We start from the raw sequence: 14,923 nt of genomic DNA, 5'->3' as shown, positions 1-14,923 counted from the left end.
ATGGCAAGCGCACGCCAGAATAAGTTCCCGAGACTTGAGGAAAGCGCCGGTCTCTTTCAACCGACGGCCTTTTGAGCCTTATCACCGCATTGCGCGCAACCGGCGCAGTTGTGTGATTCACCCCATAGCCTTTCCGCAGTCACAGCCCATTTTTCAGCCGTATCCACACACTTATCGCTCAATCTGCGCACGTCCTCTGGTTTGACGAAATCCGTCGAGGCCGCACCGGACGCCTCCACCATCGCCGTCAGTCTGCCCGGATTGTCCAGAAGAGGGCAGGGTCGTAAGTGGTTGTCGTTAAAGGGCTGGTTCCTGTGGTACTGTGTGAACAGCGGAGACTGCAACGCCTTAAGAAGCGTTTTTTCATGGATATTGGAGTCCGAATAATGGATGAACGCACATGGCTCGATATCTCCGTTGGCGTTGATATGCAGATACCTGCGTCCGCCAGCGATACAACCCTGCACATATTCTCCATCGTTCCAGAAATCCATGGTGAACAGCGGCTTTGTTTGGCGGAAATGACGGATCTGGCGATACATGAACTCGCGCTGCTCGGCGGTTACCATCAGATCGGTCGCCGCATCCGCCCCCACCGGCATATAGGTGAAAAACCACGCAAATTTCACCCCTTTGTCGATCAAGAAATCGAAAAATTCTTCGCTGCCGATCGCCTCGGTGTTATACCGCGTATAGCAGAGAGATGCGCCGAAGAGGAGTTTTTTTCGTTTGAGGACCTCCATAGCGCGGATAACCGCATGATAAGTGCCCCGGCCGCGGCGGAAATCCGTCGCGTCTTCAAAACCCTCAATGCTAATGGCGGGTATGAAATTCCTGACGCGCAGCATTTCGTCGGCAAACTTTTCATCAATCAGCGTGCCGTTCGTGAACGCAAGAAACTGGCAATCACCGTGCTTTTCACAAAGACGAATGATATCCGTTTTGCGGACAAGTGGCTCTCCGCCGGAATAGATGAAGAAATACACCCCCAGTTCCTTACCCTGCTGAATGACGTTATCCAGTGTCTCATAGCTCATGGACATCTTGTTCCCGTATTCAGCCGCCCAGCAGCCTGTGCATCTGAGGTTGCAGGCCGAGGTGGGGTCCATCAGGATTGTCCATGGTATGTTACAGCCGTACTTTTCCCGGTTCTTCTCCTGTATGGGCCATCCGATGAAGGTTTTCAATATGAAGTTATCGAAAAACGTCTTCCGTATCCCGGGATCAACATCCGTCCACATACTGAGAATCAGCTTATACCAGTTGCTGTCCTTATCTTCAATGATCTTGCGGACCGCCTTACGCTGACCTTCCATTACGTTGTTTATAGCAAGGCGGTCTACCCAATCCATGAGTTTTGGAATATTTTTTTCAGGATTTGAATTTAAGTACGCATATGCCAGTTTCATCCCTGTAGAACCGATAATTTTGTTCATGATACCACACTCCTCCAATCAAATTTATCTATGGGAAAGTGTAGCATAGAGCATATTTTGAGTAATTAGACAAAAAAAGCATGTGTAAAGATTCTTTACACATGCAGATGTCTGTCAATAGAGCACCTCCCCGCTTTGGGGTATATTAAATAATGTACTTGATTATGGAAGGGAGTTGTCGGTGTTGGAGTTGCAGCATAGGCTGATAAGGCGGACAATCAATATAGCGGTCAGCAAAGCTATGGAAGATATGAAAAGCAACACAAACCGCAGCATAAGGAATCTGATTGATTTGGGCCTGTTTTTTTCAACATGTGAAAATCAGAAATGGTTTTTTAATGCCGCCAAAAATGTCATTGCCAATCCAAAGAATCCTTATAATTCGCTGGTTAAAAGAATGATTTCCGATGTTAACAACGATACGATAAAAAAAGTCGGTCTGAATCTGGGATACAGCAGCCTGGTATATGGGGCCAACAAGCTAAAAAAAAAGCAGGATTATTTGGGGGTTCCTATTCCCTGGCTTCTGATTTTTGATATCTACGAATCCAATGCAGATTTTTTTCATCAGATGGAGCGTTTCATAGGGGAAGGACGGGAACTGGGCATTCACAGCTATATCGCTTGTCCGCACGAAAAGAATGATATACCAACCATATGTGAAATCGCCAAACGGTTTGATGAATGTCTGTTCATATTGAAAGTATCTCCCGGCTTAATTTCGGAGCAAACCGCCAAGTCTCTCGGCAAAATCCATAATATGATGATTTCCGTACAGATAATGGGTACGGATTTTAGCTGTGGAAGTGATAAAACCGCATTCCGGCTATTAAAACAGAACCACTGCTTATATGGTTTCCATGTAAATTATAACGAGGATACTATGAAGCAATTGACTACTCTGGAATATATCCACTCCGCGATCGGCCTCGGCAATCTGTTCGGCGTATATATCGCTGAAAACGGCGTTTCGGATACGTGCAGGGACGCCGTATATACCTTTGCGTGCAATGTCAGGGGGGAAAACGGCCAGCCTTTGATTACGCTGGAATGGTTCCGGGATATGCGGGTTATCAGTGAAAAAATCCTTTCTGGCGATGGTTACATGGCGATTAACCTGGCGGAAATGGTCTATTGCTGATATATCAAAGCAAAAGATGAGCTTACAAAATCGCTTTTTGAAATACTTCAGAGCATGCAGCCCTGTACAAGCTTCTGATCATGTTTTACGGCGATAAAAGTATGACCATAGAAAAGAAAAAAAACTTTATTATTAATTTCATCTACTTGGCCTTGTATCACTTTCTTCTATTGCGTAATCAATAATGTTTTTCACGCTACCTGCTCCAATTTCAGTTTGGAATGCTTTACAGGCAGCGCAGCTTTCACATTGCTAAAATCTGATTACTGACAAATAAAAAATAATGGGCTGCCATAATAATCATTCCGGTTTGGTCGGATTTTCCGTGGCGATCCCTTCGCTTTGGCTTTCCAGTTCACAAAGAATGCTTCCGTCAAATAAGCTGCGCATTTTCATTACATACTCTGCCGGATCATCTTTCATGCCATTGTCGGCCCACCGCACAATCAGACCGACAAAAGCAGTGGAAATAAATTCGACAATAAATCCCCATTTTTCTTCTTCAAATTCAGTATTTTTGATGCTCTCTATTACAGATATCGAAATATCGCGGATGTAATCATGCAGATATTCCTGAAAAGAATTTTGCCCGGTTGTGTTAAGAGCGTTGATATAAAACGTCTTATTTTGCCGCATATAATTACACAAATCTGTCAGGCCATCCATCCAATGCTCCACTTTGTTATAGGAATTCATAAAACAGGCGGTCTCCGTATAATAAATCCAATTCATAAGATCATACTTATCTTTGAAATGATAATAAAATGCTTGCCTTGTTAGTCCGCAGTTACCCACAATATCGCTGACGCAAATCTTATTAAAAGCGGTCTTTGCCATTAGCCCTTTCAATGAATTGGCAAGAGCCAGTTTCGTTATATTCGAATCAGGCATTTAAGCCGAGCCCCCTCCCAAAGTAATCCGAGAATTCATCTTATGCTGTATCCGTCTGACGTAATTCACTATTGCCGTTTTCGGTTTGCTTTTTGATCCTTTCTATGAAAGGTGCATTAACAGCACAATAGGCTTTGCAACCTACGTACATTTTTTCTTTCTCCAAAATTGAAAGTTTCCATAAATGCACAATATTTATCTATCACGGTCACAATGTATGCTTCCTTATATTTGGGCGGTGTTACTGTCAAAGGCCACATGTGTTTTCGGATGATATCCTGTTCCAGTTTGTTTAAATGGAAATATTTATTCGCATTCTGCAAAGCGACGTGAGGATGCGTCAGGCCATGCAGCCCCTTGTACGGTTTTTCAAGATGCCAGTCGTACAGAAAAAAATCGTGCAGCAACCCTCCTCTTGCCGCCGAACGATAATCGAGCCCCATCCTCCCGCAAGCAAGATAGCTGCTGTACGACACATAAAGGCTATGCTCTAAACAATCGATGTCGCTGTGTTGGATATAATTTCCCATCGACCGGACCATTTCATGGTTGATCAGCCCGCTTATACAGTCCAAGTATTCAGCATCAGCGAAGGAATCCGGTTCCAGTCTTAATTTTGATATTATCCAGCCGATCATTTGGCATTGCTCCTTTTACGGGTTATTTTTCAGTTTCTTGACCTGATCATGGAAATCACCAGTCCCAAAATAATAATAGCCGCCGATGCTAAACCTATTTTTAAGACTGTGATATTGAAAAAATACATTTCGTTGCTTGTATCCGCACTAAGGCCGGAGCTTACCAGAACTCCGGCGATGATAATGCTTACAGCAAGCAAAATCAGGCTGAAGGATATCCTGTTGAAGATTCGTTCCAGCCGCCTTTGAAGTTTATCCATCTCTTTCATCTCAAATTGAACGGCAAAATCTGCATCTGCCGCTTTATGCAGAAGGCTTTGCATTGCGGTCGGGAATTCGCCCAACAGACTCCAGTAATCTAATAAGCTCTTTTTTATTCCGCTTCCCATTTTCTCGAATGAAAGTAACTGATAACGCAGCTTTTTAGCGATAGGTTCCGCAATAACAAGGGCGTTAAGATCCGGGGCTAATTTTTCCAACAGTCCTTGAAGAGTTATCAATGTTTTGGAAAGCAAAGCAAATTCACAGGGTGTTTTTACATGGTTCAAAAACGCAATATGAAAGATTTCCTGGAGCAGCTTATCAATTTTCATCTCGTTCATAGGCATCGTAAGGTACTTTTCGATCAGCGCATCAACGTCTTTTTCAAAGCTTTTCACATTGCTTCGAGCAGTTGCGGCCTCCATAGCAAAAATGGAGTTGACCACCATTCGACTGTCTTTGAAGGCAACCCCGATAAAAAAATTTGAAATCGCTCTTTTCCGGGATTCGTTGAGGCAATCTACCATCCCCAAATCAAGAAATATGATGGTGCCGTCCGGCATGACCTGAATATTGCCCGGATGCGGGTCCGCATGAAATAAACCATCTCTGAGTATTTGATTGCATATGGATGCGGCAAGCCTCTCTGCGATCTTTCTCCGATTAATGCCCGCCAGATCCAAGGCGGCAGAATCGCTGATCTTGATGCCTTCAAAATACTCCATGGTGAGAACCCGCTTTGTCGTATATATCCACTTCACTTTTGGGACTGTTACGTTTTCGTCCTGGCTGAGATTAAGCCTGAAGGTATCTGCGTTTTCCCCTTCTTTGGTAAAATCCAGTTCATTTTTAAGCGTGTTTTCAAAATCCGCCACCATACCGCTAAAATCATAAATCTCCCCGTATTTTGTGTGATGGTCGAGAAGATGCGCCATGTCTTTCAAAATGTTTAAGTCCAGATCTATGAGTCTTTCTATCTCCGGCCTCTGAACCTTTACGGCCACCTGCTTTCCCGAAATCAGTCTGGCGCGATGGACTTGGGATATGGATGCTGCGGCTACAGGTACCTCATCAAATTCTTTAAAGATATTTCCCAGCGTGTCATTAAATTCCGTTTCAATGAGCGTCTTTACCTCAGAAAAAGGAAACGGCTGCACCGAGTCTTGCAGCTTTTTAAGCTCTTCAATAATATCAGCCGGTAAAATATCCCGTCGTATGCTTAAAATTTGTCCCAGTTTAACAAACGTCGGCCCCAGTTCTTCCAAGGCCATCTTCAGCCTTTTTCCTGCCGAGGCTCCGGCCGTGTCAGGTGCAGTTCCGACGTCTAAAATTCTATTTTTGGACCTTAAAGAATAAGGAAGCCTAAGTCGCTTTACAAGCAATCCAAAACCATGTTTTGTAAAAACAGCAATGATTTCTTTATATCTTCTGGAACGAATGCGTCTGTAATTCATCATATCAACTCTATCCCGCGATTCCGCACTATTTAAGCAGAGGGGAAAGGAGGCATTCCTATCGTTTCATCACATAGCAAAAGCATATTTAGATTGATTTGCTCTCTTTCCTGAGCCTGCTTCTTTTCCGGCATTCTGAACATTTATCCCCTTTACTTGGTGCCCTCGCTTTTGAAAAATCCTTGTTCCCGGAGTACTTGCTGCATTTGTTCTCTGACAATTTCTCTGATTTCATCTTTTGTAACAAGGTCTTCTTTTCTCGCCACATTTACATGATCCAGAGCCTTGGTGACCTCACCCTGAATCAGCTTTTTCAGTTCTTCTCTCTGTTCCTCGCCTCTTTGCATAAGCTCGCTCGCAAATTGCCGGGCGTCTTTTTTGGCCACCTCGCCTCTGCCGACCAGTTCCTCAACCACTTCCTCCACTTTTTCCCGTGAATACAATAAAAGCCCTAATCCTAAATTGATTGTCTTTTCAAATGCGTTTGACATAATATACACTCCCTCTTAATTTAATAGGCTCTCTGCCAAATTTAAGGATTCAAAGGCGCTGTCCCGGTCGGAACCGAGTATTATTTGAATAGATGTTCCGAGCAAAGCTCCAAGAACTAATTTAGCTACCGTTTGGGGAGAATATCCAAGATATCTTTTATTGATTTTCATGTAGGTCAATAGGTTTCTTTCAATAACCTCCGTCAGCTCAGTAAATAAGCTGTCCAGTTGTTCTCTAAAAGACGGAATCCATAAAGCCTGTGCTATAAAATCAATAAAAAGTTTCAAAAGTTTTGGTTTATCCCTGATCAGTTCCTTAAAGAACCTCACGAGGGACGCGAGCTTTTCTTTCTCACCCGTGACAGATTCTAAATTTCCTTCTATTTCATGTAAATATTGGAGTGTCATCATATTGATAACTTCAATGAATAATTTTTCTTTATTCTTATAGTAGTATGTCAGTTGGCTTAACGCGACTCCGGCTTCCTCGGCAATATTTCGCATGGATACATTGGCATAGCCTCTTGTAGAAAGACATTCAAAGGCCGTTATAAGGATTTTCTCAGATGGGTTTGTTTTATCAGTCTTTTGCTGCATGATGCACCTCCAAATTGTTAGTCGTACGTACGTCCTAATTCTATCATATTTTTTTTATTAATGTCAAGTAACCTGGCATTGATAAATAGCTGTACAGGGAGGAAACGTACCTCTTTTTTAATGAAAATTAAACAACTGATTTTAAGGGTTCGATAAGCCAGTGTAGATTTAAGGAGCTATATGCGGCCTACCATAGATAAGATAGGAATTTGCTTTTTCCATCTCAGCAATAACCCAGGATATTACTGCTCGTCAAACATAGAGTTGTAGCCGGTTATGCATATTTACCGGATTTATATGAACGATAACCTGACTGTTTCACCAAAAAGGACAGGTAGGCAGACTCACGTGCCAAGATGTGCGCACAATCAAACAAGCCATGATAGATTCCATGTAACAACACGTGAACAATCCTCATAGCCATATGCTATACAAATCGTGAACCTATCTTTTATAAGACTCCTAAATACAGTCCTCATAAGGTGTCAACTGGGAATATTCATCCTCATACGGCATTTGGAGGACATAATCATCATGAGTTATATCATAAGCAAAAACCAATATTACCGGTGTGTGGAAGCACATTTTGAAGAACTGGAAGGTACATGGGAAGACAGGTACCAAAAGGAGTATGGGTATTGGCGATAATGGATCAGATAACCAGTAACAGAATAGACAGGATAGTGTGACCGAAGAGACCCTTACCAAGAATTCTTAGGTGACTTATAAGACAATTAATATAAATGACTGAATGGCTACACATTTGCCAGGGATAATTAATATTCCCCATGGTTGGTCAGAAGCTAACATCAACTTACTCACTTCATTAGAGGCAGCAGACCCGATATTGGGTATCCGGCGCTAAAAGCTTTACTTTGCCGGATAAGTAAGGCCAGTTGACAAAAATGTGGTCTGACTCAATAATTCCACACCCTTAAACGGTCTTGAAAATGAGCATCTGCGGCGCACAATGAAAGGAGTATCTTATGAGTAGTGGTTATGAACAAATTTATGAAAGCCTTATACCCAGGAGAGGATTGAAAAGTTGGCGCAATATATTGTCCGGGCTCCCATCGCACAGGAGAGATTGCTCTATATACCGGCATCCGAATCGAATGACGGTGTCGCACGAGTAATCTATAAAGGCAAAAACAGCGGAGTCGAGAACGTAATTAATTTAGTGTAAATGGTTATAACTACCAATAAAGGAGATGACCATTTATGCAAGCCATGCAAGACAAAACGATCAAGGAATTAGCAAAGGATTGCCGCACCGTAGAAGACGTACATGAGATGCTCAAGAATCTATTCAAGGACACCTTGCAGCAGATATTCGAGGCTGAAATTGAAGAGCACCTCGGGTATAAAAAACACAGCATTGAAGGCAATAATACTGGCAACAGTCGCAACGGTTACAATAAGAAGACTATCCAAACTAAGTTTGGCAAGACAGAAGTAGAAATCCCACGGGATCGTAATGGTGAATTTGAACCCAGGATTATCGGCAAATATGAAAAGACATCCAACCAGCTTGAAGACCAAATTATAGCCATGTACGCCAAGGGTATGTCTACACGTGATATTGAGGACCACATGAGGGATATCTACGGTATCGACGTATCCCCTACCATGGTCAGCAAGATAACAGACAAAATACTACCGATGATTGCAGAGTGGCAGTCCCGGACACTTGACCGTATATACCCTATTGTTTTTCTTGATGCTATCCATTTCAAGGTTCGTAAAGATAACCGGATAATAAACAAGGCGGCCTATAGTGTGTTGGCCCTAAATATGGCTGGCCAAAAAGAAATACTTGGCATCTGGATTGGGGAAAATGAAAGTGCTAGCTTTTGGCTTGGCGTATGTAATGATCTCAAAAGCAGGGGAGTGCAAGACATCCTGATTGCCTGTAAAGACGGGCTTTCCGGGTTTTCCGAGGCTATAAACACGGTTTTCCCCAAAACCGAAATTCAGCTTTGTATCATTCACCAAATCCGTAATTCCCTAAAGTATGTGCCATACAAAGAACAAAAGGAACTGATGGCTGATCTTAAGCAAGTATACCAGGCGTTAACCCTGGAAGAGGCCGAGTTAGCCTTTGAAATATTCAAAGAAAACTGGGGTAAAAGACATCCCATTATAATTCGTTCTTGGGAGAAGAATTGGCTTGAATTAACAGCTTATTTTAAATACCCATATGAAATCCGTAAAATGATTTATACTACTAATATCATCGAGGGTTACCACCGGCAACTACGGAAAGTAACCAAAACTAAAACTGCCTATCCAACAGACGATGCACTGAAAAAAATTATTTACCTGGCCACCGTTGAAGCAGCCAAAAAATGGACTATGCCAGTTAAAGATTGGAAAAATTGCATCTCCCAATTTGCCATATACTTTGGTGATAGGATAGAATCAGAGATGGCTATATAAAAAAATTGAGTTTTACGCTTTTGTTCTCCTCAAGGATAAATGTAAGGGATGAGGGGCAACAGGTTACCCCTCTGCTATCCCCGGCAGAACCCCGTTAGGCGCTCAGGTTGCTCTCCAGCAGAGCCTTACCCTCCTAGCGGGAAAGAGCCATTACTAGCTTAACCAGTTTATAGCGGGATCAAGCCATTTACACGGAATTATTTACACTCCCGCGGAGGTCCCGTGAAACTTTTGTGGCGCTGGATTGGTTGGCCCGGCTTGTTTGATGATTCTGTATTCCAAATGCCGTATGAGGATGAATATTCCCAGTTGACACCTTATGAGGACTGTATCTAGCTTAGGGGTCTTATCAAGATAGGTTCACAATTTGGACAGTATATGGCTATGAGGATTGTTATGTGTTGTTACATGGAATCTGTTATGGCCTGTTTGATTGTGCGCAAATTTGGACATGAGAATCTGCCTACCTGTCCTTTTTGACGAAACAGCCAGCTATTGTTCATATACAATCCGGTAAATGCATAAATCGGCTCCTATTTTATGTTTGACGGCAGTAATATACTCTGTTATTGCTGTGATGGAAAAAAAGCAAATTCTTATCTACCTATCTACTATCTACTCTACTTATCTACTCTACAATTCCTATCTACTATCTATATCTATTCTATTATCTATAATTCCTATCTATCTATCAAACAAAAATATTTCAGAACCAAAACCGGTCTGAACTATATCAACAGTATGTACAGCAGGTAAAGCACCTGACTCCTGACTACTGACTCCTATGTTGTTATAGATGCTGAATAGTTACGGAAATATGTTATTATTGTAATCAAGACAGAATTCAACGAGCATGAAATTAGAATTATCGCAGAGCAAACCACAATTGGGTTATAGTAATTTTGGGAAAAACCTAACACTACAGCGTAAACTAAAAGTTAGCGGAGCCATGGGGACGGGTTTGAGGAAAGAGGACACACCTCTCTTATGGGTCGAAGCTTTAGGGTCGGAGGAATGTCCCCAACTTATGCTTCCGAAGCGCAAGCGTTGCGACCGAAGGGAAAGCGATGGAACCGTCCCCATGGCGTAGCGGCATAACAAAATATACAATCTTACGCTGTAGTACTAAAAAAGGTTTAATTAGAAAGGATGAGCATATCGTGGTGCCCGATCAAGACACATTAAAAACGGCTTGGAGGGCCTTTATCAATAATCAAGAGGATAGCTATCGGCATGTCAGGCCTATCATAATGGATTCCTGGCAGCGGTGCCGGCGGAATAAAGTCAACCCGCTGCAGAAGTATGTATATAAAACCCGGGATCGAAAAATATTGGAGGACAAAACCCGGAAGAACCGTGAATGGCTGGAAGTTGCTCGTCCGGTAATGAGGACTTTATATCGTTTCGTTGCCGGGTCGGGCTTTATAGTAACAGTTGCCGACACTGAGGGCTTTTTATTGGAAATTTTGGGTGATCAAGAGGTAATTGACGACATTGCACGGGGAAACTTTGTTCCCGGGGCCAGTTGGAGTGAACAAAACGCCGGTACCAACGGTGTGGGAACCGCTCTCGTTGCAGGTCAGCCACTGCAAGTTTTCAGCTATGAACATTACTGTGTCTGTGCGCATCGCTCGACTTGCTCAGCCGCACCAATTCATGGAATTGACAGAACAATTGTTGGTGTGCTTAACATGACCGGTGATTTCAAAAAAGCGCATCCGCATACATTGGGCATGGTTGTGGCCGGTGCGGACGCGATTAACCGGCAATTGGTAAGCGAAAAAGCCTGGCAGGAACGTGATGTGGCTAATAGGTTCAGGGAAGCGCTAATGGAATCAATTTCGGAAGGAATTCTCGCCACGGACCGCAATCATACCGTAATTCAGGTCAATCAGGCTGCTGCCGATCTATTGCACATTAAACCTGAATTGGCTATAGGCAAAGATGTGCGTGAAGTCCTACCAGGTGGTGGAGATTGGGAAAAAGTTATTAAAGGTGAGAGATTTATTACCGACCTTGAACAAGACATCACCACATCATTCGGAACAGCCAAAATAACGGCTACCTCCCGTCCGGTCAGGGCGCATAATGGACAAAATGAGGGCACCGTATTGGTGCTGACAGCAATAAACCGTGTGCGAAAATTGGCGCAAAGAATGAGCGGGGCTGTTGCCAGGCTGTCTTTTGCCAATATGATTGGTGAAAATCCCGGTTTTAAGGACTGTTTAACCCAGGCCAAGTCAGCCGCTCGCAGTAATTCTACTGTTTTATTACTTGGTGAAAGCGGCACCGGGAAGGATGTTTTGGCTCAAGCCATACATAATGAAAGTTTACGGGCCGGCGGGCCTTTTGTCGCCATAAACTGCGGAGCCATTCCCCGCGATCTGATTGGAAGCGAACTATTTGGTTATACAGAAGGTGCTTTTACCGGCGCCAAGAAGGGCGGCAGTCCCGGCAAGTTCGAACTAGCCGATGGGGGAACTGTTTTTCTGGATGAAATCGGAGACATGCCTTCGGAACTGCAGACTACCCTCCTAAGGGTTTTGGAACAGAAAGTAATTACTCGTATTGGCGGATCTCAAGTAGTGCCTGTCAATGTACGCGTAATTGCCGCAACCAATCGGGATTTGGCCCTGGAAGTAGAACGGGGAAATTTTCGGCGGGACTTATATTACCGTCTCAATGTAGTTTCTATCCGGTTAATGCCGCTTCGGGAACGCAAAGAAGACATTGCCTTGTTATTTAAACATTTTCTAGATCGGCTTTGCACTCAGGCGGGAAAATCCGTTACTTCTATTGACCCGGCGTTATGGCCCTTGATCAAAGCTTATGCTTGGCCCGGTAATGTTCGTGAATTACAGAATGCCGTTGAAAGAGCCCTGCACTTTCTTAACGATTCTTCTCTGGGAACCGAGCATCTGCCGGAAGAGGTAAGACGGGGCGGGGTTATTTCCAAGGACAGTACTGCTATTAAAGATAGAGTAAATTCCGGGGGAAGTGTTGCCTTTAACAAGCAGGCGGAGACAGTGGACGTTGAGGACGAGAAAAACATAATTCTAAATTTACTGCACGAAAACGGGGGTAATGTATCACGTGTTGCAAAACAGTTAGGCATAGCCCGGACCACATTGTATCGCAAGTTAGCGAAATATGGATTGCAGCGAAATGTAATAGTCGCGTCTAATGACGACACTTAAATATTCCTTATTTTGCTTTAAGCGCTACAATTGTAACGCCGTTACACTTGTAGCGGCGCTGCGCTACAAGTGTACCAGGCACATACTTTTCTCTAAATGATTTAAATAGGCAGGAAGGCTTAGTTTTGTGGCCTTTGTGCCTATTTTTTGCGTCTTCCAAGCGTAGTGTTTGAGGTGGTACGGGATTTGCGTTAGTTACTATCCTGAAAAAACATTGCACATTCAAACAAACAAAAAGGGGTGAATTACATGACGCTGATGAGAATAACAGCCACGCACAGTATTGAAAGAACAGCCTGCAGCCTTTGCCATATGGGCTGCGGGATGGAGCTGCACATTAAGGACGGGCGGATAACAGAAGTCAAGGGGATCAAGAACCACCCCCTAAATAAAGGTTTCCTCTGCCCCAAGGGGCGGGCGGTGATTGAACATATCACTTCTCCCAAACGCCTGACCGCGCCCTTGTTGAGGCAGGGTTCCGGCTGGAAGGAAATAACCTGGGATGAAGCCATGGAAGTAATTGTCACTCACTTAAAAGAGGCGCAATCTCTGGGAGAAAACAGCAAGGTGGCTTTTAGCGTGGGTATGCCGCTGTTGTTGTCAGGCACCTCTACGGTGGCAATGATCCACCGTCTGGCCCACGCTTACGGCACCCCTAACTGCTTCTCAGTGGAGAGTCTCTGTTACCGGAGCCAGATGCTCGGTTATATAGCCACTCTGGGCAAGTTTTTTGTCGCCGGCTATGAGCGGGCGAACTGTATTATCGTCTGGGCGTCCAATCCCGAACAATCCTCACCGCCCATCGGGGCAGCCATTGCCAGGAGGAAAAGGGCCGGTGCCAAACTGGTGGTAATCGATCCCCGCGCAACCTCTATGGCCAAAAGGGCGGATTATCATTTGCAGCCCCGGCCCGGAACCGATTGCGCCCTTATGCTTGCGATGATGAATGTCATTATTGACGAAGGGCTGTATGATCAAGAATTTGTTGAAAAATACACCGTTGGTTTTGCTGAACTGGCCGAACATGTAAAAGCATATACGCCGGAACGGGTTCAGGAGATTACTTCCGTGCCTGCCGATAAAATAAAAGACGTGGCCAGATTGTTCGCGCAAACCAAACCTGCCTGTATCGCTCAGGGACCAAATGGCACCGATTCGATGGCCAGTGGTTTTCAAAACAACCGCGGGATTGCGATTTTACAGGCCATCACGGGCAATATAGATGTGCCGGGCGGATTCATCCAGACGCCCCGCCTGCGCACCAAGGTGGTTGCACCCATCAAAATGGTTGCCGAAAACCCGGTGGGCATCGCCGAATACCCGGTTTTATACGGAGTTTACGGGCGGAATTTCGGCGAAGGGCAGGCCATGGTGCTAGTTGACAGGCTGATAAATGACGATGACAAACCTGTACATTCGATGATAATCTGCGCGAGCAACCCGCTTTTGAGCTGGCCTAATTCCGCTAAAGTACGGGAAGCCCTGGCCGGTTTGGATTTTCTGGTAGTTATGGACCAGTTTATGACGGAAACCGCCAAACTGGCCCATCTGGTCCTGCCTGCCGGAACCTTTCTGGAAACGTCCGAGATCGCTGATTACTATAATCTCTGGAGTCTGCCATATATCATGACCCGTAAAAAAATCATGGAGTATGGCCAGTGCCGTCCGGTTTTGGAATTTTTAATGGATTTGGGCCGGCGGCTGGGATATCATGACGAATTCCCCTGGCAGACGGGAGAAGATCTGCTTAAAGATATTTTACGGCCATCCGGAGTTACTTATGAATATTTGACCGAGAAACAGCCCGAAGGTTTTTTCTATGCTGAACACAAGTACCGTAAATATGAGCGGGAAGGCTTTAAAACACCGAGCGGTAAAATTGAAATCCACTCCCGGTATTTGAGAGATATGGGTTACAGCCCTCTGCCGACTCACCTGGAATCACCGGAAACCAGGATTAGCGATCCCGGACTGGCGGCGGAATACCCCCTGGTACTTACCACAGGGAGCCGGAATATCTTCCATGTTCACTCCCAGATGCGCGACGTTCCTTCGTTGAAACGTCGCGTTTCCGAACCGCTGGCCGAGCTTCATCCTTTGGATGCGGAAAAATACCACATTCCAGACGGCGTTATTGCCACTGTGGAAAACCGCAGGGGTAAAATTAAAATCAAGGTCAAAGTCACCGAAGATATTAAACCCGGGGTCATCCATATTCCACACGGCTGGCAGGATGCCAATATAAATCTTTTGACGGACAACGCCTGTGCCAACCCGGTTACCGGTTATCCGGTCCTTAAAGGGCTGCTTTGCAGAATTTCAGTGTAGTTTTTAACAGGCAGGAAGGCTTGGATTTACAGCCTTTCTGCCCGCAGTGC

10 protein-coding genes are annotated in these 14,923 nt (G+C 44.5%); 4 read left to right on the top strand and 6 right to left on the bottom strand.

All coding sequences use genetic code 11. From position 1 onward, the window contains the following. Nucleotides 1-56: 56 nt before the first annotated feature. A complete protein-coding gene (locus tag DESGI_RS02950) occupies nt 57-1,436 on the bottom strand; it encodes a radical SAM protein (protein WP_006523988.1) in 1,380 nt (459 codons plus the stop codon). A 184-nt stretch (nt 1,437-1,620) separates the two neighbouring features. On the opposite strand from DESGI_RS02950, the gene DESGI_RS02945 reads away from it, so the two are divergent. Continuing rightward, nucleotides 1,621-2,577: a hypothetical protein gene (locus DESGI_RS02945; RefSeq protein WP_006523989.1), complete on the top strand. Its 957-nt coding sequence runs from the start codon at nt 1,621-1,623 to the stop codon at nt 2,575-2,577. A 300-nt stretch (nt 2,578-2,877) separates the two neighbouring features. Here the strand turns inward: DESGI_RS02945 and dhaS are convergent, their stop codons facing one another. The 5 genes from dhaS to DESGI_RS25130 form a co-directional block, all read right to left on the bottom strand. After that, the gene (gene dhaS, locus DESGI_RS02940) at nt 2,878-3,468 is read right to left on the bottom strand and encodes a dihydroxyacetone kinase transcriptional activator DhaS (RefSeq protein ID WP_006523990.1); all 591 of its coding nucleotides are present in this window, start codon (nt 3,466-3,468) and stop codon (nt 2,878-2,880) included. Between the two features lie 116 nt (nt 3,469-3,584). After that, nucleotides 3,585-4,106, bottom strand: coding sequence for an HD domain-containing protein (locus DESGI_RS02935; RefSeq protein ID WP_006523992.1), 522 nt, complete (start codon nt 4,104-4,106; stop codon nt 3,585-3,587). A 29-nt stretch (nt 4,107-4,135) separates the two neighbouring features. Continuing rightward, entirely contained in the window at nt 4,136-5,824 is a 1,689-nt protein-coding gene (locus DESGI_RS02930; RefSeq protein WP_006523993.1) for an ABC1 kinase family protein, read from the bottom strand. A 149-nt stretch (nt 5,825-5,973) separates the two neighbouring features. Further along, nucleotides 5,974-6,312 (bottom strand): phasin-related domain-containing protein, encoded by a 339-nt coding sequence (locus tag DESGI_RS25135; protein ID WP_006523994.1) that lies wholly within the window; start codon nt 6,310-6,312, stop codon nt 5,974-5,976. Between the two features lie 15 nt (nt 6,313-6,327). Continuing rightward, the gene (locus DESGI_RS25130) at nt 6,328-6,909 is read right to left on the bottom strand and encodes a TetR/AcrR family transcriptional regulator (RefSeq protein ID WP_006523995.1); all 582 of its coding nucleotides are present in this window, start codon (nt 6,907-6,909) and stop codon (nt 6,328-6,330) included. Between the two features lie 1,221 nt (nt 6,910-8,130). On the opposite strand from DESGI_RS25130, the gene DESGI_RS02915 reads away from it, so the two are divergent. From DESGI_RS02915 to DESGI_RS02905, 3 genes are all read left to right on the top strand, one after another. After that, nucleotides 8,131-9,348, top strand: coding sequence for an IS256-like element ISDgi1 family transposase (locus DESGI_RS02915; protein ID WP_006521022.1), 1,218 nt, complete (start codon nt 8,131-8,133; stop codon nt 9,346-9,348). 1,160 nt (nt 9,349-10,508) lie between these two features. Further along, complete coding sequence (locus tag DESGI_RS02910) at nt 10,509-12,545, top strand: sigma-54-dependent Fis family transcriptional regulator (RefSeq protein ID WP_006523997.1); 2,037 nt, start codon at nt 10,509-10,511, stop codon at nt 12,543-12,545. 249 nt (nt 12,546-12,794) lie between these two features. Continuing rightward, nucleotides 12,795-14,873 carry a molybdopterin-containing oxidoreductase family protein gene (locus tag DESGI_RS02905; protein ID WP_006523998.1) on the top strand — a complete coding sequence of 693 codons (2,079 nt, stop codon included), beginning with the start codon at nt 12,795-12,797 and terminating at the stop codon, nt 14,871-14,873. Nucleotides 14,874-14,923 lie beyond the last annotated feature (50 nt).

It is taken from the genome of Desulfoscipio gibsoniae DSM 7213, from assembly GCF_000233715.2.
Classification (GTDB): Bacteria; Bacillota; Desulfotomaculia; order Desulfotomaculales; family Desulfallaceae; genus Sporotomaculum; species Sporotomaculum gibsoniae.
Note: the sequence above shows the minus strand (reverse complement) of the source record. Positions and strands in the feature narration are given on the sequence as shown.

What these genes read in the sequence shown, in the direction of transcription:
- DESGI_RS02935 (WP_006523992.1), bottom strand. Translation starts at nt 4,106, where the DNA reads ATGATCGGCTGGATAATATCAAAATTAAGACTGGAACCGGATTCCTTC.
- DESGI_RS02905 (WP_006523998.1), top strand. Translation starts at nt 12,795, where the DNA reads ATGACGCTGATGAGAATAACAGCCACGCACAGTATTGAAAGAACAGCC.
- DESGI_RS25130 (WP_006523995.1), bottom strand. Translation starts at nt 6,909, where the DNA reads ATGCAGCAAAAGACTGATAAAACAAACCCATCTGAGAAAATCCTTATA.
- dhaS (WP_006523990.1), bottom strand. Translation starts at nt 3,468, where the DNA reads ATGCCTGATTCGAATATAACGAAACTGGCTCTTGCCAATTCATTGAAA.
- DESGI_RS02915 (WP_006521022.1), top strand. Translation starts at nt 8,131, where the DNA reads ATGCAAGCCATGCAAGACAAAACGATCAAGGAATTAGCAAAGGATTGC.
- DESGI_RS02930 (WP_006523993.1), bottom strand. Translation starts at nt 5,824, where the DNA reads ATGATGAATTACAGACGCATTCGTTCCAGAAGATATAAAGAAATCATT.
- DESGI_RS25135 (WP_006523994.1), bottom strand. Translation starts at nt 6,312, where the DNA reads ATGTCAAACGCATTTGAAAAGACAATCAATTTAGGATTAGGGCTTTTA.
- DESGI_RS02950 (WP_006523988.1), bottom strand. Translation starts at nt 1,436, where the DNA reads ATGAACAAAATTATCGGTTCTACAGGGATGAAACTGGCATATGCGTAC.